Consider the following 19603-nt stretch of genomic DNA (forward strand, 5'->3'; position numbering starts at 1 on the left):
CCTCTTGCTCTCTGTCTCACTTTCCGCCCGTGGGCGGTTGCGCAGGCCTTGCTGTGCGGCCGGCACAATCAACGCATGAGACACGACCTGCGTCTCATGTGACCCCGGATCAGAAGAAGAACTTGGTCTTCGTGAACTCGGGGATGTGCAGTCCCAGACCCTTCAGCTCGTGGATCAGCACGTTGAAGGATTCGGGCATGCCGGGCTTGGGCAGGTTCATTCCCTTGACCAGCGCCTCATAGGCCGCGGCACGACCGGCCACGTCATCGGACTTGATGGTCAGGATTTCCTGCAGGATGTGTGAGGCACCGTAGGCTTCCAGGGCCCAGACTTCCATCTCGCCGAAGCGCTGGCCACCGAACTGGGCCTTGCCGCCCAGCGGCTGCTGGGTGATGAGGCTGTAGGGGCCGATGCTGCGGGCGTGGATCTTGTCATCCACCAGGTGATTCAGCTTGATCATGTAGATCTGGCCGACGGTCACTTCCTGGTCGAAGACCTGGCCGCTCTTGCCGTCCACGAGGCGCACCTTGCCGTGCACGGGAAGGCCGGCTTCCTTGAGCTGCTCCTGGACTTCCTCGAGGCTCGCGCCGTCGAACACGGGCGTGGAATAGTAACGGTCGAGCTGGCTGCCGGCCCAGCCCAGGGCGGTCTCGAAGATCTGCCCCAGGTTCATGCGGCTGGGCACGCCCAGCGGGTTCAGCACGATGTCCACGGGAGTGCCGTCTTCCAGGAAGGGCATGTCCTCCACGGGCACGATGCGTCCGACCACGCCCTTGTTGCCGTGGCGGCCGGCCATCTTGTCGCCGATCTGGATCTTGCGCTTCTTGGCCACGTAGACCTTGGCGATCTGGACGATGCCCGCGGGCAGCTCGTCACCGATCTCGATCTTGTGGCGCTGGTTGCGCGCTTCCATTTCCAGGATGTCCTTCTGCACCAGATAGTTGGTGTAGATCGATTCGACCTGGGAATTGAAGTCGGCATCCTCGGTCCAGGCGCTCTCGGGATCGAGGGCATCCAGGTCCAGCTTGACGATGTGCTTTTCTTCGATCTTCGTGCCGGCCTTGATCGCGGTACGACCCGTGGCCTTGTAGGAAATGCCGCCGGAGACCTTGTCCTGCAGCAGGTCACGCAGGTCCTCGCCGAACTGGGCACGCAACGCTTCGCGATCGCTCTTGAGCTGGGTGTCCACTTCTTCCATCAAGCGCTTCTCCTCGCGCTTGGAGCGGATATCCTTCTTCTTGCGGCTGAAGAGCTTGGTGTCGATGATCACGCCGTACTCGCCGGGGCCGGCGGTCTTGGAGGCGTCCTTCACGTCACCGGCCTTGTCGCCGAAAATGGCCTTGAGCAGCTTGTCTTCGGGGCTGGACTCCATCTCGCCCTTGGGCGTCACCTTGCCGATGATGATGGAACCCGGCTTGACCTTGGCGCCGATGCGGATGATTCCGTTTTCGTCAAGATCCTTTGTCGCTTCCTCGGACACATTGGGGATTTCGGCGGTCAGCTCTTCCTCGCCACGTTTCGTCTCACGAACTTCCAGCACTTCCTCATTGATGTGGATGCTGGTGAAGACGTCGTCGGCCACCAGCTTCTCGCTGAGGATGATCGAGTCTTCGAAGTTGTAGCCGTTCCAGGGCATGAAGGCCACCAGCACGTTGCGTCCCAGGGCCAGGTCGCCGCGGTCGGTGCTGCAGCCATCGGCCAGGATGTCGCCCTTCTTCACCTTGTCGCCCACGGCCACGAGGGGCTTCTGGTTGATGCAGGTGTTCTGGTTGGTGCGCACGAACTTCTGGAGATTGTAGACGCGGGTGCGCGAGGCCAGGCGGCTGCGGAACTCGGCGCGAATCGTGGGACGCAGCTCGATGCGCGTGGACGAAACGTAGACGATTTCACCGGCCACGTCGGCGGACACCACGGCGCGGGAATCCACGGCCGACTTGCGCTCCATGCCGGTTCCCACGTAGGGCGCGGCGGGACGCAGCAGGGGCACGGCCTGACGCTGCATGTTGGAGCCCATCAGGGCGCGGTTGGCGTCGTCGTGCTCCAGGAAGGGAATCAGACTGGCGGCCACGGACACGATCTGCTCCGGGGACACGTCCATGTATTCCACTTCCGAGGGGCCCACCACCGGATATTCGGCGCGGTTGCGGGCCTTGATCACGTTGCGAACGAAGTTGCCGCTGTCATCGATGACCGCGTTGGCCTGGGCGATGGTGTAACGGTCCTCGTCGTCGGCGGTGAGATACTCGATCGAACGCCCGACACGACCGTCCTTGACCTTGCGGTAGGGAGTCTCCACGAAGCCCAGGTCGTTGATCCGGGCATAGGTGCTCAGGCTCGAGATCAGGCCGATGTTCGGGCCTTCCGGGGTCTCGATGGGACACAGGCGACCATAGTGGGTGTAGTGCACGTCGCGCACTTCGAAACCGGCGCGCTCGCGGGTCAGGCCTCCGGGGCCCAGGGCCGAGATGCGGCGCTTGTGAGTCAGTTCGGTCAGGGGGTTGACCTGATCCATGAACTGGCTCAGCTGGTTGGTGCCGAAGAAGGTGTTGATCACACTGGTGATGGTGCGCACGTTGATCAGGTCCTGGGGCGTCATGCGCTCGGACTCGTTCAGGTTCATGCGCTCCTTGATCGTGCGTGCCATGCGGGTCAGGGCCACCGAGAACTGATTGGCCAGCTGCTCGCCCACGGTACGGATGCGGCGATTGCCCAGGTGATCGATGTCGTCGGTGGTCTGCTTGCCGTCGCGCAGTTCCAGCACGAAGCGCAGGATCGAGACGATGTCCTGCAGGGTCAGCACGGTCACTTCAAGCGGGACCGTCTGGTTCAGCTTGGAATTCATCCGGTAGCGACCGACGGAACCCAGATCGTAGCGTCGGTCGTCGAAGAACAGACGCTCCAGCAGGCCCTTGGCCGTGTCCAGATCGGGGGCTTCGGCGTTGCGCAGTTCGCGGTACAGGTAGAGCAGCGCGTCTTCCTGGTTGCGAGTGGGATCCTTGGCGAGGGTGTTCACCAGAATGTCGTAGCCGATGACCGTGTCATCCACCTTGAGCAGGTTCAGGGTGGTCACGCCAGCATCCTTGACCTCGGCCAGGCGCTCTTCGTTCAACTCCTGGTCGCGTTCGACCACGATCTCGCCGGTTTCCATGTTCACCACGTCGTCCACCAGCTTGCGGCCGATGTAGCGCGAGATGTACTTGGAATTGACGCTCACTTCTTCGCTGAAGCCGAAGAGGTTCATGATCTGCAGATTGCTGCCGTGACCCATGGCCCGCAGAAGAGTGGTCACGGGGAATTTCTTGCGGCGGTCGATGTAGACATGCAGCACGCTGTTGATGTCGGTGGTGAACTCCACCCACGACCCGCGGAAGGGAATGATGCGCGCCGAATAGAGCTCGGTGCCGTTCTGGTGGTAATTGATGCCGAAGAACACACCCGGGCTGCGGTGCAGCTGGCTCACCACGACACGTTCGGATCCGTTGATCACGAAGGTGCCCGTGTTCGTCATCAGGGGCAAGGACCCCAGATAGACATCGGATTCCACGGTTTCACCGAATCCCTCGTCCCCATCGCTCTTGCGGCTGAGGCGCAGGCGGGCCTTGAGAGGGGCGGAGTAGGTGACACCGCGCTCCTTGCACTCCTCCACCGTGTACTTGGGATGATCGATGGAATAATCCACGAACTCCAGAATATGCTCTTCCCGGTTGTCGATGATGGGGAAGACATTCAGGAAAACGGCACTGAGGCCGATCTTCTCCCGCTCCGAGTGCTTGACGTTGTCCTGGAGAAAGCGCCGGAATGATTCCAGCTGGATTTCCAGGAGGTCGGGCATTTCAAGCAGCTTGCGGATCTTGGAAAAGGAGTGGCGCTGGATCTGGTTGGTCAGCTTCAAGGATGCTTCCTCCCTCGCTGTGATAGCGGTGGACAGCCCGGTGGACAGGCCGCCAAGGCTGTGATGGGCGTACTCACCCGCGGGCGCGGGAAACCGTGACGGCCGACCTCGGAGATCGGGCGCTCACACAACATGTGTCGACCCCTGACGGGTCCAACCGTCAGACAACCGGTACATGCAGCAAAGGCCGGCAAGCGGACATCATCCGCTCCCGCCGGCCGGGTCGGTCTTCAACTTCTGTGATGCACGTGTGTCGTAGTAATGGCGTCGTCCCGTTCCGTCAACTGTGAAAAACAGACGGAGAGCCAACCCCCCGGAGGGGGTTGGCGCACAATCAGGGAAGCCGTCGGTTACTTGATTTCGACCGTCGCACCTTCGGCATCGAGCTTGGCCTTGATGTCGTTGGCCTCGTCTTCCGAGACCTTCTCCTTCACGGCCTTGGGAGCGGCATCCACGAAGTCCTTGGACTCCTTCAGACCCAGTCCCGTGATTTCCTTGATGACCTTGATCACGGCGATCTTCTTGGCACCGGCGGACATCAGAATCACGTCGAATTCCGTCTGGGCGACCTCGGGGGCCGGTCCATCACCACCACCACCCATCATGGCGACGGGGGCAGCAGCGGAAACGCCGAACTCGGTTTCGATCGCCTTCACCAGCTCGGTGACCTGAACGACCGTCATTTCCTTGACCTGCTCGAGGAAGGCCTGGGTATCAAACGCAGCCATTGTATGCTCCTTTAAGACTCTTTTTCCAGTCGATCAGTTGTCACCGTCCGCGGAGGCGGCGGGCTCTTCGGGTGCGGCAGCGGTTTCGGCCGGGGCAGGTGCCTCGGTGGCGGCAGGTCCCGTGGACGACAGGCTCCCGCCTTCGGCAGCCATCTTGTCAGCCAATGCCTGGAAGGCACGGGCCAGAGAGGCTGGGAAGGCGTTGAACACACCGGCGAGCATGGCCAGAGCCTCGGGACGGGTGGGCATACTGGCCAGAGTGCCGATGTATTCCCCACCGTAGACGGAGCTCTCGAAACCGATTTTCTTGATTCCCGGCTTTTCGCCATGGAACTTCGCGAACTTGCGCAGCACCTTCGCAGGGCCGGCCGCATCTCCGTAACCGAAGGTCAGTGCCGTGGCACCTTCGAGCTCCTTGCCGGCATCGGCCCAGGGAGTGCTCTCGAGGGCCAGACGCACCAGATTGTTCTTGACGATCTGGTACTCGGCATCCACCTGGCGGAGATCATTGCGGAGCTCGGTCAGGGCCGCCACGTTCAGACCGGAATATCCGGTCACGTAGACGACGCTGGAGCGCTGCAGCTTTTCGCTGACTTCCTTGACTACAGCAATTTTCTGTGGCGTGGGCATGGATATCTCCTAGCTCCCGACCCGGGCCAGGGCCTCGGTTCGATCGACTCTGATTCCCGGACCCATTGTCGACGCCAAGGAGATGCCCTTGACATAAGTCCCCTTCGCACCGCTCGGCTTCAGGCGGACCACCGTGCGCACGAAGGCGTCGATGTTCTCCTCAAGCTGGTCGGCGGTGAAGGACACCCTTCCGACACCCACATGAAGGATGCCGTACTTGTCGACACGGAAGTCGATTCGTCCTGCCTTGACCTCACGTACGGCCTTCGCCACATCCATGGTGACCGTGCCAACCTTGGGGTTGGGCATCAGTCCCCGGGGACCAAGTACGCGACCCAGCTTGCCCACTTCGCCCATCACGTCCGGAGTCGCGATGACGGAGTCGAACTCAAGCCAGCCGTCCTTGATCTTCTGGATCTGGTCCTCGAGACCGGCGAAATCGGCTCCCGCTTCCGTGGCTTCCTTGGCCTTGTCGGATTTTGCGAGCACGAGAACGCGGATCTCTTTGCCAGTACCGTGAGGCAACGATACTGTCCCTCTAACAATCTGGTCCGCATGACGCGGATCGACGCCGAGGTTCATTGTCACTTCGACTGTCTCGTCGAATTTCGCCGACGCGCACTCCCGGACAAGGCCGCAGGCCTCATTCAGGGAATAGTGCTTCAGCCGGTCGACCTTCGCATGGACAGCACGAAAGCGTTTGGACCTTTTCATTGAGTCTTTCCTGCTATCGTTCTGACTTGCCTCTTGTATTCGTTCGTCACTTTTCGACTACCAGACCCATGGAACGCGCGGTGCCGGCGATGATGCTGGCTCCAGCTTCCAGGTCGTTGGCGTTGAGATCGCTTTTCTTGGTCTCGGCGATTTCGCGGCACTGTTCCCAGGTGATGGTCCCCACCTTGTCACGGTTGGGAACGGGGCTGCCCTTGTCGATGCCGGCCACCTTCTTGAGCAGGTTGGCGGCGGGCGGCGTCTTGGTCACGAAGGTGAAGGAGCGGTCGGCGTAGACCGTGATCACCACCGGAATGACCATGCCCTTCTGGTCCTGCGTCTTGGCATTGTACTGCTTGACGAAGTCCATGATGTTCACACCATGCTGACCGAGGGCCGGGCCCACGGGCGGTGCGGGGGTGGCGCTGCCGGCGGGGAGCTGCAGCTTGATATAGCCGGTAACTTTCTTCATGGTCCTGACTTCCTGATGCGTTTGTGTGGCACTGCCCTACTGGACCGCGTCCACCTGCTGGAATGCGAGCTCCACGGGAGTGCTGCGGCCGAAAATCGACACAGTGACCTTGAGCCGCTTCTTTTCTTCGTTGATCTCCTGCACCGTGCCCGTGAAATCGTTGAAGGGACCGTCCACGACCCGGACCGTGTCCCCCACCTTGAAACTGATTTCCAGCACCGCTTCGTCATCACCCTGGATCCGGCCGATGATGCGCTTGACTTCGCTCTCCGACAGGGGATGAGGATGATTGTCCGGCCCCACGAAATTGAGCACGCTGGGGGCGTTCAGGATGAAATGTGTGCTGTGAGGAGTCAGCAGCATCTCGATGAACATGTAACCGGGGAAGTTGACCACTTCCTTGACTTTGCGCTTGCCTCCACGCATCTCCACCTTCTTCTCGGTGGGGATGTGCACGTTGAGGATCTGGTCGGCGAGTCCCTCACGGACCGATTCCTCGAGCACGTAGCGCTTTACCTTCTCCTCTTGCCCCGTGTAGACCTGCATCGTGTACCAACGGGCCTTGGGCTCGTTGGCCAGTGCGTCTTCCGGCAATGCGTTCTCTTCAGTCATCAGGAAATGCTTCCGATCCGTTTACAGAAGGAGACCGATGGCCTTCGACATGACCCAGTCGAATGCGTAGATCGTGAAGGCCAGAATGAAGGTCACGAACAGCACCACGGCCGTCGACTCCTTCAGTTCCTCCCACGAAGGCCAGTGCACCTTCCGCATTTCGTCGGAGACTTCCTGGATGTATGCAGTCACCTTGCTCATAGGGGGAAATAGCAGGCCAGGAGGGATTCGAACCCCCAACCCACGGATTTGGAGTCCGTTGCTCTACCGTTGGAGCTACTGGCCTGTACCTTTTGCATCCCGACCGCGTCCAGCAGGGAAAATTGAAGAGCCGGGCGTGCCATTGCGGACACGCCCGGTTCGGTGATTACTTGGAAATCGAGGTCACCACGCCGGCGCCGATGGTGCGGCCGCCTTCGCGGATGGCGAATCGCAGATCCTGCTCCATGGCGATGGGGCTGATCAGCTCCACGGAAATCTCGACCGTGTCGCCCGGCTTGACCATCTGCACATCGGCAGGCAGGGTCACCACACCGGTCACGTCCGTCGTGCGGAAGTAGAACTGGGGACGGTAGCCCGTGAAGAAGGGCTTGTGGCGTCCACCTTCGTCCTTCGACAGCACGTACACCTTGCCGTTGAAGTTGGTGTGCGGAGTCACGCTGCCCGGCTTGACAAGGCACATCCCGCGGATGATCGCCTTCTTGTCCACACCGCGCAGCAGCAGGCCCACGTTGTCACCGGCTTCGCCGCTGTCAAGCAGCTTGCGGAACATCTCGACGCCCGTGCAGACCGTCTTGACCTTGCTGTTCATGCCGATCAGCTCGAGTTCCTCGCCGACCTTCACCACGCCACGCTCGATACGGCCGGTGGCGACGGTGCCGCGACCCGTGATCGAGAACACGTCCTCGACGGGCATCAGGAAGGGCTTGTCACGGTCGCGCTCGGGGGTGGGGATGTAATCATCCACCGCCTGCATGAGCTCCATGATGCATTCCTGCTTGCTGGCGTCGTCCGGGTTGGAAAGCGCCAGCAGCGCACTGCCGCGGATGATGGGAATCTCGTCGCCGGGGAACTCGTACTCGGTCAGCAGCTCGCGCAGCTCCATCTCGACCAGGTCCAGCAACTCGGGATCGTCCACCGCGTCGACCTTGTTCATGAACACGACCATCCTGGGCACACCCACCTGGCGGGCCAGCAGGATGTGCTCACGGGTCTGGGGCATCGGGCCGTCCGTGGCCGCCACCACCAGAATCGCGCCGTCCATCTGGGCGGCACCGGTGATCATGTTCTTCACATAGTCCGCGTGACCCGGGCAGTCCACGTGGGCATAGTGCCGGTTCGCGGTCTGGTACTCCACGTGGGCCGTGGCAATGGTGATGCCGCGTTCACGCTCTTCCGGGGCGTTGTCAATGGAGTCGAAGCTGCGCTTCTCCGCCAGTCCGGAAGCGGACAGGGCCTGGGTGATGGCCGCGGTCAGAGTGGTCTTGCCATGGTCCACGTGACCAATGGTACCCACATTGACGTGCGGCTTGGTGCGTTCGAATTTCTGCTTCGCCATGAAGAACTCCACGTTGTTCTGTGCGGTCTTACCCTTGCACGGGCATGCGCCGGAGGCGCGAACAAGCTCACGACCGGATTCGAACCGGTGACCTCATCCTTACCAAGGATGCGCTCTACCGACTGAGCTACGCGAGCGGGTACTCAAGACAAGCGGGAGACGAGGCTCGAACTCGCAACCCTCAGCTTGGAAGGCTGATGCTCTACCAAATTGAGCTACTCCCGCGAATCGGCCGACAACCACGTGGCTGTCGGCTGATATATGGTAGGGGAAGGGTTCGAACCTTCGTAGGCTGTCGCCGGCAGATTTACAGTCTGCTCCCTTTAACCACTCGGGCACCCTACCGGATTTCAATCAGCGGACCGCTGGCCACTGCTCATCTGAGTGCGAGCAGCAGCAAGGGCCAAGACCTGTTATTTTATCTGAATCGCTGGGCAATGTCAAGGCGACGATCGAGGTTTCCAGTGCTTTCCTCGAGGTCCCTGACCCACTCCGCTCAGGCGATCGCCAGTGCCACCACCTGCGGGGATACGCGGCGACTGAACTTCAGCTTCTTGCCGTCCAGCAGCGGTGCGATTTTCTCATGGGACAGCGCCAGCTCCAGCACATCCGCATCACTGGTCTCCAGCGCCACGTTCAGCGTGGCCCGCACCTTGCCATTCACCTGGATGGCCACCTCAAGGGAGTCTTCCCGGCAGAGCGCCTCGTCCCAGGTGGGCCAGGCCTCGAAGGCCAGACTGGCGGGATGCCCCAGCATGCTCCACAACTCTTCCGCCAGATGCGGTGCAAATGGCGCCAGCAACAGCACCAGCACCTCCGTCAGGGAGCGCGGTACGGTGTCCAGCCGGTAGCAGCCGTTGACCAGTTCCATCAGACGGGCAATGGCCGTGTTGAACTTGAGGTCTTCCAGGTCGCGCGTGACGGCCCGGATGGTGCGGTGAAGCAGGCGCAGCGTGTCCTCATCGGCCGCATCGGCCACGAGGCGTGGCGAGAGCCCGCCGTCCCGATCGACACAGAGATTCCAGATTCGCTTTAGGAAATGGTGGCAGCCCCGGATTCCTTCGTCGCTCCAGGGCTTGTCGCGATCCAGGGGCCCCATGAACATTTCGTACAGGCGTACGGCATCGGCCCCGAACTCGCGCACCATGTCGTCCGGGTTGACCACGTTCAGGCGGGACTTGCTCATCTTCTCGATCTGGGTCACCACGGCCTCGCCCGTGGCGATCACGCGCCAGCCTTCGGGCCCCTGCTCCACATCCTCGGCCGGATGGTACTTGCCCTTGGCATCGCGGAAGCTGGCACCCAGGATCATGCCCTGGTTGTAGAGTTTCTGGAAGGGTTCCTTGGTATGCACCAGACCCAGATCGTAGAGCACCTTGTGCCAGAAGCGTGCGTACAGCAGGTGCAGCACGGCGTGCTCGGCACCGCCCACGTACAGATCCACGGGCATCCAGTAGTTCTCCGCTTCGGGAGACCAGGCCTGCTCGCTGTTGTGGGGGTCGATGAAACGCAGATAGTACCAGCATGAGCCGGCCCACTGGGGCATGGTGTTGGTTTCGCGGATCAGCAGCTCGCCGGTTTCCGTGTCACGCACCTCCAGCCAGTCGCCGGCCCGCGCCAACGGGGGGCGTCCGTCTTCGGTAGGCTTGAAGTTGTCCAGCACGGGCAGGCTCACGGGCAGGTCCTGCTCGGCGACGGCATGCACGGTTCCCTTGTCATCCAGCAGCAGCGGGAAGGGTTCGCCCCAGTAGCGCTGCCGGCTGAACAGCCAGTCGCGCAGTTTGTAGTTCACGCGTCCTTCACCCAGTCCGTGCTCTTCCAGCCAGTGGATGATCCGCGCCTTGGCCGCGGGGACCTTCAGGCCGTCCAGCAGCCCGGAGTTGACCAGCACGCCCTCGCTGTTGTCGGTATGGGCGGCCAGGCTCACATCACCGCCGGCAACCACCTCGAGAATCGGCAGGTCGAAGGTGCGCGCGAATTCCCAGTCGCGGGCATCGTGTCCGGGAACCGCCATGATCGCGCCGGTGCCATACCCACCGAGCACGTAGTCCGCGACCCAGATCGGCACACGCGCACCGTTGACCGGATTGAGAGCGTAGGCGCCGGTGAACACGCCGGTCTTCTCGCGGTTCTCGTCCTGGCGGTCCACATCGCTCTTGCGCGCAGCGTCATCGAGATAGGCCTGCACCGTCGTGCGGTACTCGTCGCTCACGATGCGCGAGACCAGAGGATGCTCGGGAGCGAGCACACAATATGTGGCTCCGAAGAGCGTGTCCGGGCGAGTGGTGAAGACAGTGAAGTCCGCGTCGTGGCCGTCCACGGCAAAACGCACGTCGGCACCTTCGCTGCGCCCGATCCACTCGCGCTGCATGGTCAGCACGCCTTCGGGCCAGTCCAGACCATCCAGATCGTCCAGCAGTCGCTGGGCGTACTCGGTGATGCGCAGCATCCACTGCCGCATCTTGCGCTTTTCAACCGGATCACCGGTTTCCACGTAACGGCCGTCCTTGACTTCCTCGTTGGCCAACACGGTCCCCAGTGCCGGGCACCAGTTCACGGCCACTTCGGCGGGATAGGCCAGGCCTTTGTGGTACAACTGCAGAAAGATCCACTGCGTCCAGCGATAATACTCCGGATCGCTGGTGGAGATCTCGCGCTCCCAGTCGTACGACAGACCCAGGGCCTGGATCTGGCGACGGAAGGTGTTGCAATTGTCGCGAGTCACATCGGCCGGATGCTGGCCCGTGCGCTCGGCAAAGCGCTCGGTGGGCAGACCGAAGGCGTCCCAGCCCATCGGGTGCAGCACATTGAAACCATTCATGCGCTTCCAGCGGGCGAGGATGTCGGTTGCCGTGTAGCCCTCGGGATGCCCCATGTGGAGGCCGGCACCCGAGGGATAGGGAAACATGTCGAGGATGTAATACTTGGGTTTCGAGGGGTCGAGCTCGGTGCGGAAAGTCCGCTGCCCGGCCCAGGCATCCTGCCACTTCTTCTCGATCCGCTGGTGTTCGTATCCGGCCATCTGGCTGTCCTCGTGGGCTGGTGAAACAGAAAATCCGCCGGCCAGGGCCCTTGCGGGTCACAGGCTGCGGCGGATTCTGGGTGATCGGGGCGACTGGATTCGAACCAGCGACCTCTCGGTCCCGAACCGAGCGCTCTACCGGGCTGAGCCACGCCCCGAATCTTCCACTGCATGCGCAGCGGAGACAAGCGCCAAGTGTAGCAATCAAAAACCAGCGCGCAAACAGTGCTCGCTCCAGGATCGGGCTGCCCACGTCAAGGAATGCCCCCGGGCACGAGTCCGGCACCGGACGCCCTCAAGGCCGTTCGCCGGGCGCGGATGGGGTCGACTGTCAAATCTGTGCAGATTCCGCCATCACATCACTCTTTGCTCGCTTTGACTGCCTGCCCAAGTCATTGATTTGACACAAGATGAAAAATGGTTTCGGCTGGTCCGGATTTTGCTGAAGATCAGCTTGCTGACGCTTGGTACCCCATCCTTAACACTCACACACTTGCAGTTCGTCACCATCCCACGGGGTGGGCGCTACAGGCTCCGGCACTTTTGAAACGGACATCCGAGTTGGATCCCCGATCCACAAACTTCTTAGAGGAGCAACCATGAAGAAACAGCTTGTTGTGCTTGGCACGCTGCTTGCCGCTTCCGCGAGCATGGCAGCCATCGTCAGCGCACCGATGGTTCACCCCGCCGGGCAGGGATCCATCATCCCCGTGACCGTGATCGAGAACGGCGTCCGCAAGGACGTGACCACCGACGACGAGAATTACGACTTCAACGGCGACACCCAGGGCTGGACCAGCCACGGCACCGGCCTGACCAATGACACCTGGCACGTGGAAGCTACCGGCCCCTCCGGGATGTCCGATGTGTGGTGGAGCGCCGACGCCGGAGTGGGCGGCTACCTGAGCAGCAGCTTCGTGTACATGCAGACACCCGCCATCGACCTGTCCGCTGCATCCTCCGCCAGTCTGGCATTCAACCTGTTCTACCGCACCGAAACCCCTGGTGGCGAGCCTGCCGGTTACGACGGCTGGGATGGTTGCAATGTCTGGGCCTCCGTTGATGGTGGCACCACCTGGAATGTGATCTCGGGAACTCCGGCCTACACGGCCACCAGTTCATTTGCGTTCGGTTCCGAGTTCGGCATGGGTACCGGAATTCCCCAGTGGGGCGGCACCGGCCCGGGCGTCCAGGCTGCAAGCTTCAATCTGGACAGCTTCACCGGCGCGGGCAACAGCGACGTGCGCTTGCGTTTCGTGATGTGTGCCGACCCTGGGTTCGATTCCATCGATGATCCCCTGATGACAGGCATGGAAGTGGACGACATCGTCGTCACCGCCAATGCCTCGACCGTCTGGTCGGACAATGGCTCCAGCAACACCGGCGGAGCCGTCGAGCACAATTATTGGGTGTTCGGTGATGATTGGGCCTACACTGGCACCGACTGGGTCTGCGACGACAACTTCAATCTTGGTTGCTGGATCGGCAGCCCCAATCTGACTGGCCTGACCCCGCCCATGCGCATCGTCCTGCAGCAGGACCTGTGGTGCGACATGCCCGATCAGGACGGCGATGATGACGGTATCCTGGAAGATTACTTCTACATCGAGTACAGCACCGATGGCGGAGCCACCTGGGTCACCGCGTGCTACGACTACTTCCGTGCCCCCATCGACATGGGTTATGCCACCTACACCGATGACGATGTCTTCAACGGCAGCCTGATCCTGACCCTGCCCACCGAGACCCAGTTCCAGCTGCGCTATCGCATGCGCACCGATGACAATGCCGATGGCGGCAGCGGCACCGGCCTGCATGTCGACAACGTGGTCATCACCATCGCCCCGGTGCCCCTGCATGACCTGGGCGTCTCCAAGGCCTGGTACGATTATCCCCGTGTCGTGGGCGAGACCCAGCTGCCCAAGGTGGAAATCCGCAACTACGGTGCCACCGACGAAACCCCTGTGCGTGTCTCCTACGTGGTCTACCAGGACAGCTTGAACGGACCCGTGGTTCACACCGCGACTCCCGCCCACCTGACCGCGACCCTGGTTCCCGGTCTGTCCACCGTGCGTACCAGCATGGCCACCACCGATCCCCTGGCCTTCAAGTGGACCCCGCTGGTCGCCGGACTGTACACCGCCAAGTTCTACCCCAACCCCAGCATTTTCGATTGGGCCAACCTGGATGAAGATCACAGCAATGACACCCTGGTCGTGAATCTGGGCATCACCGATCAGAACGTGGGCTTCCTGCGCTATGATCCCGGGAACATCTCCAGTGCCTGGACCCTGAGCCAGAACGACGGCGAAGATGGTGCGCTGGTGCGCTTCGATCCCTTCCGTCTGGACAATGAGCTGCCCTCGGATCCGACCCACATCTGGGATCCCGAGTTCCTCAATCTTTCCGTGTACGCCGTCGAGGCCGGCGACCAGATCACCATCGTGATCCATGACGAAGGCGACTCCAGCAGCGTGGTCGGCCCCTTGCTGGCGACCTACACCACCACCATCATCGACGAAAACGATGTCTATCCCAACATCATGAACCGCTGGATCGGCAACTTCCCCGAACTGAAGTGCCGCAATACCCCGGTCTGGATCGGTGTGCGCACCAACAATCAGAATGCCACGGGTGTCGTGGGTCTCGCCGATGCCAATGGCGCCCCCGCCTGGGTCAATCATTCCTATGGGTATGATTACCTGACCAATACCACCAGCGAGTGGGGTGGCGACCTGCGCTTCTACGTCCAGATGTCCTGGGGCGTCGAGGCCGAGATTCCCTTCACCATCGACCTGGCCTCCGACCTGGTCTACAATCCCAACGCCCAGATCGCCCTGTCCTGGAACAGCCCGGGTGCCGTGGACGGTTATGCCATCCATGCCAGCACCGACCCCTTCTTCGTTCCCAACGGCGGCACTCTGGTGACCACGGTTGACCAGTACACCACCAGCTACACCGGCGACGCCAGCGTGGCCGGCAGCAAGCTGTTCTACAAGGTGATCGGTTTCAACGGCCTCTGCCAGTAATCCGATTTTCGGTTCCCATGAAAACGGGGGCTGCCTTCGGGCAGCCCCCGTTTCATTTGGGCTGAACACAGAACGGGGACTCCATCTGGAGTCCCCGTTCTGTGTTCGGTGCATGCAATGGATTCAGTCCGTGTCGCGAACTCCGTAGAAGATGCTGGCGATGCCCAGGCTCAGGTCAATGCAGCGACAGTCGCGGAAGCCCGACTGCCGCATCCAGCCCAGGAACTCCTCCCGCTCAGGAAAGCGCGCCACCGAAGCTGGCAGGTAACGGTAGGCCTCACGATCACCGGAGATCAGCCCGCCCAGGGGCGGCAGCACGAAGCGGAAGTAGAGGTCGAACACACGGCGCAACACGGGGTTGGGGATTCCCGCCAGCTCGAGGATCACCAGGCGTCCACCAGGGCTGAGTACACGCGCACATTCCCGCAGGGCTCGGGGCCGGTCGGGAAAGTTGCGGATGCCGAAGCCGATGGTCACGCCCTGGACACAGCCATTCTCGAAGGGCAGGTTTTCGGCGTCGCCCTGGATCACCTCCAGACGCTCGGCCCGGGGCCAGGATTCGGCCTTGCGCTTGAGATGCACCAGCATCTCGGGCGCCAGATCCAGTGCGATCACCCGTCGGGGGCCACGCTTGAGAATCTCGCGGGCATAGTCACCGGTGCCGGTGGCCAGATCCAGATAGCTCTCGTCCGCGGCGACGCCCAGCAGGTTCACCGCCTTGCGCCGCCAGAGAATGTCCATGCCCCCGCTGAGCAGGTGGTTCAACAGGTCGTAGCGCCCGGAGATGCGGTTGAACATCTCGCGCACGCCGTCCTTGCGTGCGTCGCCCTGCATTTCCACCAGTTCTCGATGTCCGGCCATGAATCCCTTCCCTTGCCGCCGGTCCCGGCTGGCAGTGATTCTGTCAGTGGAGTCAGCGGCCGTGCGACCGCAGGAACCGTGCGACGAATCAACTTGATGTTTCTATTGGTGTTGAACCGCCAACCGAATCTGGCACGGCTCTTGTAAAGTCCAGGCTGCAGGCGCTGGTGCCTGTTCCCAGTAACCTGCCGGGAGAACTGGATTGCGTTCCCGGGGGGCGGCCGATGTGTCCCTCACGACCTCCCCGTCGGTCGTCCCCCAAGGGACGCCAATCCGGACAGCCTGTCCCGAGAGACATGGACTCCAGGTCTCAGAGGTTCTTGAGTGCCTTGCGCGCCTCGTCCTTGAGCAGGTGATCCCGATGATCGGTCTCGGGCATCTCGAGCACACTGCGGAACTGGGCGGCAGCCTGGTCCTTCAGTCCCATCACCTGATAGGTTTCGGCCAGTTCATACCGGGCGAAGACCCAGTCGGGCATCAGGGCCGAGCTCCGCTGGAGGTGATTCAGGGCCAGCTCGTCCCCACCCTCGGGCAGATTGCCATAGAGCGTTTCCGCCACCTTGCGCAGCAACCAGGGCAGGTGTGCCATTTCGCGGTAGTAACGACCCAGCAGGCCGTGAGCCCGGCCGTTCTCCGGGTTCAGTTCGATGGCTTTCAGCGCGTGTGTTTCAATGCCCTGCGACAGTTCCACCTTCTCCCGTCCACCGGCCAGCAGGGCGCGTCGCCCCAGCGCCAAGGCACGGTAATAGTGCGCCATCGAACGACCGGGATAGAGCTCGACCAACTGCTCGCTGGTGGTCAGCGCCTGATTGATCTGGTCCTCGGCGGTTGCCTTGTCGTTGGCGTCCATGGCCTCTTCGGCCACGTTCACTTCGGCGCGCACCAGTCGCCAGAGGATCTCGAAGTCCACCGAGCTGCCCCCCGAAGCCTCCTGTGTCAGCTTGAGGCATTGCATCATCCTGAAGCTGGCATCCAGAGAATCGATGCGATCAAGGGCCGCCCGATCGGCAGCACTGGCGCACAGGGTGGCCAGACAGAACAAGAACAGAGTTTTCATGATGCTTCCTGACTGGATGGATCCGGTGACACCTTCGGTGCAACGACTGACTCAGCGTCGTCCATCGGATCAGTAATCCAACTTGTGCAGATGACAGTTTTCCCGCGGTTCGAAATCCCGCAGGAACAATTCACTCACGGGGCTGGGGCAAAGCGCCCCCGCCCGCTCCATGGTCTCGGAACACACATACACGTCCACGACCGATTCGGGGCGCTGGAAGTTCTCGGCCGTGATCAGCCCCTGTTCCTGCGCCGCAGCCATCACCATCGCCCAGGGTGGCAAGGCGGCGGCACCGCCACTCTGCCCCTTGCCCAGCGCGTACCGTGGATCGTCGTTGCCCACCCAGACCGCCGCCGCCAGTTGGGGCGTGTAGCCCACGAACCAGGCATCCGTGTAGGCATTGGTCGTGCCCGTCTTGCCCCCGGCGGGCAGGGTGAACCCATACCGCCAGCGTGCGGGCCCTCCGGTGCCGTGGTCGATGGTGGTCTTCAGCATGTCCGTGATCAGGTAGGCCACGCCCGGCGAGAGCGCATCCTTGCTGAGTGGACGGTTGCGATAGACCAGCTTGCCCTTGCTGTCGGTCACCGATTCCACGTCGAAGGGGCGGCACCAGATGCCCTGGTTGGCCATGCAGGCGTAGGCGCTGGTCAATTCCAAAGGACTGATCCCGCTGCTGCCGAGGGCCAGAGTGTAGTTCAGTTCCAGCGGAGCGCTGATGCCCATCCGGCTGGCGGTCTCGGCCACCCGCCGGGGGGGCACCAGGTCCATCAGCAGGCGCACGGCCACCAGGTTGTAGCTCATCCTCAGACCTTCGCGCAGGGTGGTCAGCCCGCCACGGCTGTCGTCGTAGTTCTGGGGCGTCCACTGGGTGCCATCCGATTCCTCGACAACCACATCCTGGTTCAGCAGGCGGGTGCTGGGCGCATAGCCCTGCTCAAGGGCCGCAATGTACAGGATTGGTTTGAAGGCGCTGCCGGGCTGGCGGCGTGCCTGGGTGGCGCGGTTGTACTCGCTCTTGCTGAAATCCCGCCCGCCGACCATCGCCCGGATCGCTCCGCTGTGGGGGTCCAGAGCCACGAAGGCCGCCTGGACATTGATCGTGGAATTCAGAACCTCCTGCACGTAGGCCTTGTCCTGGCGCAGGGCCGCAATGCGCGAATCGCTGATTCCGGGGGTTTCGCGCCTGAGATGGTCCGCCCATTCCGTCTTGAGAAACGCGGCGCGTGCAAGTGTGTCCTGACGGGCCAGCCAGGGCTCAAGGGCCTTCTCCGCCAGCTCCTGCAGTCGCAGATCCAGAGTCGTATGGATGTTGAGTCCGTCGCGGTAGAGGTCCAGATCCATGCGGTGCAGCAAGGGTTCCAGTTCATTGCGCACCCGCTCACTGAAGTAGGGCGCCTTCAGACCCGCGTCGTTGTTCACATAGCTGACCTCGGTGAGCGGGCTCGCGGAGGCCTGCTTCAGCTGGTCGGGAGTGATCAGGTCCTGGCCGGCCATCAACTGAAGCACCAGATTGCGTCGACGCAGGCCCGCTTCAGGTTCGAAGAAGGGGCTGTAATTCCCCGGCGCCTTCAGCAGCCCCACCAGCAGTGCACATTCCGCCAGATCGCAGTCTTCGATGTCCTTGTCGAAGTAGCGCAGGGCGGCGCGCTGCACGCCGTAGGCGCCATGACCGAAATAGGTCTGGGTCAGGTACATCTCAAGGATCTCATCCTTGGAGTACGCGCGCTCGATCTGGATCGCGGTCAGGATCTCGCGCAGCTTGCGCACCACATTCTTGTCCTGGTTGAGATACAGATTGCGTGCCAGCTGCTGGGTGATGGTGGACGCGCCCTGCTTGTAGCTCAGATGGGTCAGGTCCACCCAGATCGCCCCCACGATGCGGTTCAGGTCAATGCCCCAGTGCTCGCGGAAGCGCCGATCTTCGGTGGCGATCAGGGCCTGCACCAGCTCGGGCGGCACCTTTTCCAGATCCACGTGGCTGCGGCGCTCCTGATAGAACTCGCCGATCAGGTTGTCGTGAATGTCGTAGACACGCGAGCTGAGAGTGGGTGTGTACCGTTCCAGGGTTTCCAGCGAGGGCAGGCCCCGGGAGAGCCAGAGCAGGAACAGGGCTCCGCTGCTGACGATGAAGAATGCACTGGCCAGAGCCAGCAGAAGCCAGGGATGCCGGCCGACCTTGGAGGTGATGCGTCCTGTCACGAGACGGACTCTCCTGTTGGGCCGAACCGCAGGCCGTCCTCGGGAAAGGGCGAGGGATCATCGGCTTCGAGGGAGTCGGGGCGCAGGGTCTCGAGGCTCAAACGGCCCTGATGCAGTGTCAGATAGCTTCGGGAGGGATGGATGAAGGGCGGCAGCACCACCGCGACCACGCCATTCACTCTTTCCACCACGCAGCGATGGGCGTGCCCCAGCAGGAAGAGATCGTCCCCGGGCTGGCAGAGCGCCTGACAGGCCAGCTTGAGGTAGGCCCGGATGTGTTCGGTCTTCCAGCGATGGTTGCGATCCCGGCTGCCGCTGCGATCGGCCAGTCCCATGCCCCAGTCGGGATGCATGGCCGTGAACCAGGCGTAGGAAAACCGGTTGCGGATCAGTTTGCGCAGCAGGCGATAGCCTTTCTCGGTGGGATCGAGCCCATCGCCATGATGCATCAGAACACGCAACGAGGGCAGGTCCAGACGGAAGGGTTCCTCGTGCACCTGCACTCCCAGGTCGCTTTCAAGAAAGCCCTCAAGACGGAAATCATGGTTCCCGGGCAGCATGTGCACGGCGCAGCCCGCTTCGATGCAGCGTCGCAGGGCCATCAGCCAGTGGATGCTGCGCTTGGGCACCACGTGTTTCCATTCGAACCAGAAATCAAACAGATCACCCAGAATCCAGAGCGAGCCCTGTGCGGCGATCACCCGATCCACCAGCTCCCGGAATGCCTGGAGCTTGGCCTGCTCGTCAAGATCCCCGCGGATCCCGGCGTGGCTGTCGGCCATGAAGAACAAGGGGGCACTGGAACTCACGGGCGCTTCCATCTGGATCACAG

14 protein-coding genes and 5 tRNA genes are annotated in these 19603 nt (G+C 62.0%); 1 reads left to right on the forward strand and 18 read right to left on the reverse strand.

The genetic code is table 11. From position 1 onward, the window contains the following. Nucleotides 1-109: 109 nt before the first annotated feature. The 14 genes from rpoB to H6678_01315 all read right to left on the reverse strand — a co-directional run bounded on the left by rpoB (nucleotide 110) and on the right by H6678_01315 (nucleotide 11783). On the reverse strand, nucleotides 110-3892 hold the full coding sequence (gene rpoB / locus H6678_01250) for a DNA-directed RNA polymerase subunit beta (GenBank protein ID MCB9472418.1): 3783 nt from the start codon (nucleotides 3890-3892) through the stop codon (nucleotides 110-112). Between the two features lie 350 nt (nucleotides 3893-4242). Continuing rightward, entirely contained in the window at nucleotides 4243-4620 is a 378-nt protein-coding gene (gene rplL, locus H6678_01255) for a 50S ribosomal protein L7/L12 (protein ID MCB9472419.1), read from the reverse strand. Nucleotides 4621-4653: 33 nt separating this feature from the next. Beyond that, nucleotides 4654-5250, reverse strand: coding sequence for a 50S ribosomal protein L10 (locus H6678_01260; protein MCB9472420.1), 597 nt, complete (start codon nucleotides 5248-5250; stop codon nucleotides 4654-4656). Between the two features lie 9 nt (nucleotides 5251-5259). Then, complete coding sequence (locus tag H6678_01265) at nucleotides 5260-5964, reverse strand: 50S ribosomal protein L1 (GenBank protein ID MCB9472421.1); 705 nt, start codon at nucleotides 5962-5964, stop codon at nucleotides 5260-5262. 46 nt (nucleotides 5965-6010) lie between these two features. Further along, nucleotides 6011-6433, reverse strand: coding sequence for a 50S ribosomal protein L11 (gene rplK, locus H6678_01270; protein MCB9472422.1), 423 nt, complete (start codon nucleotides 6431-6433; stop codon nucleotides 6011-6013). Nucleotides 6434-6469: 36 nt separating this feature from the next. Beyond that, nucleotides 6470-7045, reverse strand: a complete 576-nt coding sequence (gene nusG, locus H6678_01275) for a transcription termination/antitermination factor NusG (protein MCB9472423.1) — start codon at nucleotides 7043-7045, stop codon at nucleotides 6470-6472. 21 nt (nucleotides 7046-7066) lie between these two features. Next, the gene (secE, locus tag H6678_01280; GenBank protein MCB9472424.1) at nucleotides 7067-7246 is read right to left on the reverse strand and encodes a preprotein translocase subunit SecE; all 180 of its coding nucleotides are present in this window, start codon (nucleotides 7244-7246) and stop codon (nucleotides 7067-7069) included. Between the two features lie 12 nt (nucleotides 7247-7258). Continuing rightward, nucleotides 7259-7331 (reverse strand) — tRNA-Trp (locus H6678_01285). A gap of 81 nt (nucleotides 7332-7412) precedes the next feature. Further along, nucleotides 7413-8603, reverse strand: coding sequence for an elongation factor Tu (gene tuf, locus H6678_01290; GenBank protein MCB9472425.1), 1191 nt, complete (start codon nucleotides 8601-8603; stop codon nucleotides 7413-7415). 64 nt (nucleotides 8604-8667) lie between these two features. Continuing rightward, nucleotides 8668-8740: transfer RNA gene (locus H6678_01295), tRNA-Thr, on the reverse strand. A gap of 14 nt (nucleotides 8741-8754) precedes the next feature. Then, nucleotides 8755-8828, reverse strand: a tRNA-Gly gene (locus tag H6678_01300). Nucleotides 8829-8865: 37 nt separating this feature from the next. After that, nucleotides 8866-8948 (reverse strand) — tRNA-Tyr (locus H6678_01305). A gap of 151 nt (nucleotides 8949-9099) precedes the next feature. Next, a complete protein-coding gene (locus H6678_01310; protein MCB9472426.1) occupies nucleotides 9100-11625 on the reverse strand; it encodes a leucine--tRNA ligase in 2526 nt (841 codons plus the stop codon). Nucleotides 11626-11709: 84 nt separating this feature from the next. Continuing rightward, nucleotides 11710-11783 (reverse strand) — tRNA-Pro (locus tag H6678_01315). Nucleotides 11784-12224: 441 nt separating this feature from the next. Here H6678_01315 and H6678_01320 point away from each other — a divergent pair. Beyond that, complete coding sequence (locus H6678_01320; protein MCB9472427.1) at nucleotides 12225-14654, forward strand: immune inhibitor A; 2430 nt, start codon at nucleotides 12225-12227, stop codon at nucleotides 14652-14654. A 123-nt stretch (nucleotides 14655-14777) separates the two neighbouring features. On the opposite strand, the gene H6678_01325 is transcribed toward H6678_01320, so the two are convergent. From H6678_01325 to H6678_01340, 4 genes are all read right to left on the reverse strand, one after another. Continuing rightward, nucleotides 14778-15515, reverse strand: a complete 738-nt coding sequence (locus H6678_01325) for a ubiquinone/menaquinone biosynthesis methyltransferase (GenBank protein ID MCB9472428.1) — start codon at nucleotides 15513-15515, stop codon at nucleotides 14778-14780. 310 nt (nucleotides 15516-15825) lie between these two features. After that, entirely contained in the window at nucleotides 15826-16572 is a 747-nt protein-coding gene (locus H6678_01330) for a hypothetical protein (GenBank protein ID MCB9472429.1), read from the reverse strand. Nucleotides 16573-16641: 69 nt separating this feature from the next. Next, the gene (locus tag H6678_01335; protein ID MCB9472430.1) at nucleotides 16642-18771 is read right to left on the reverse strand and encodes a PBP1A family penicillin-binding protein; all 2130 of its coding nucleotides are present in this window, start codon (nucleotides 18769-18771) and stop codon (nucleotides 16642-16644) included. Further along, entirely contained in the window at nucleotides 18768-19580 is an 813-nt protein-coding gene (locus H6678_01340; protein MCB9472431.1) for a UDP-2,3-diacylglucosamine diphosphatase, read from the reverse strand. Before H6678_01340 ends, H6678_01335 begins: the two co-directional genes overlap by 4 nt. Between the last annotated feature and the right edge of the window lie 23 nt (nucleotides 19581-19603).

This window comes from Candidatus Delongbacteria bacterium (genome assembly GCA_020634015.1).
Taxonomy (GTDB): Bacteria; CAIWAD01; CAIWAD01; order CAIWAD01; family CAIWAD01; genus JACKCN01.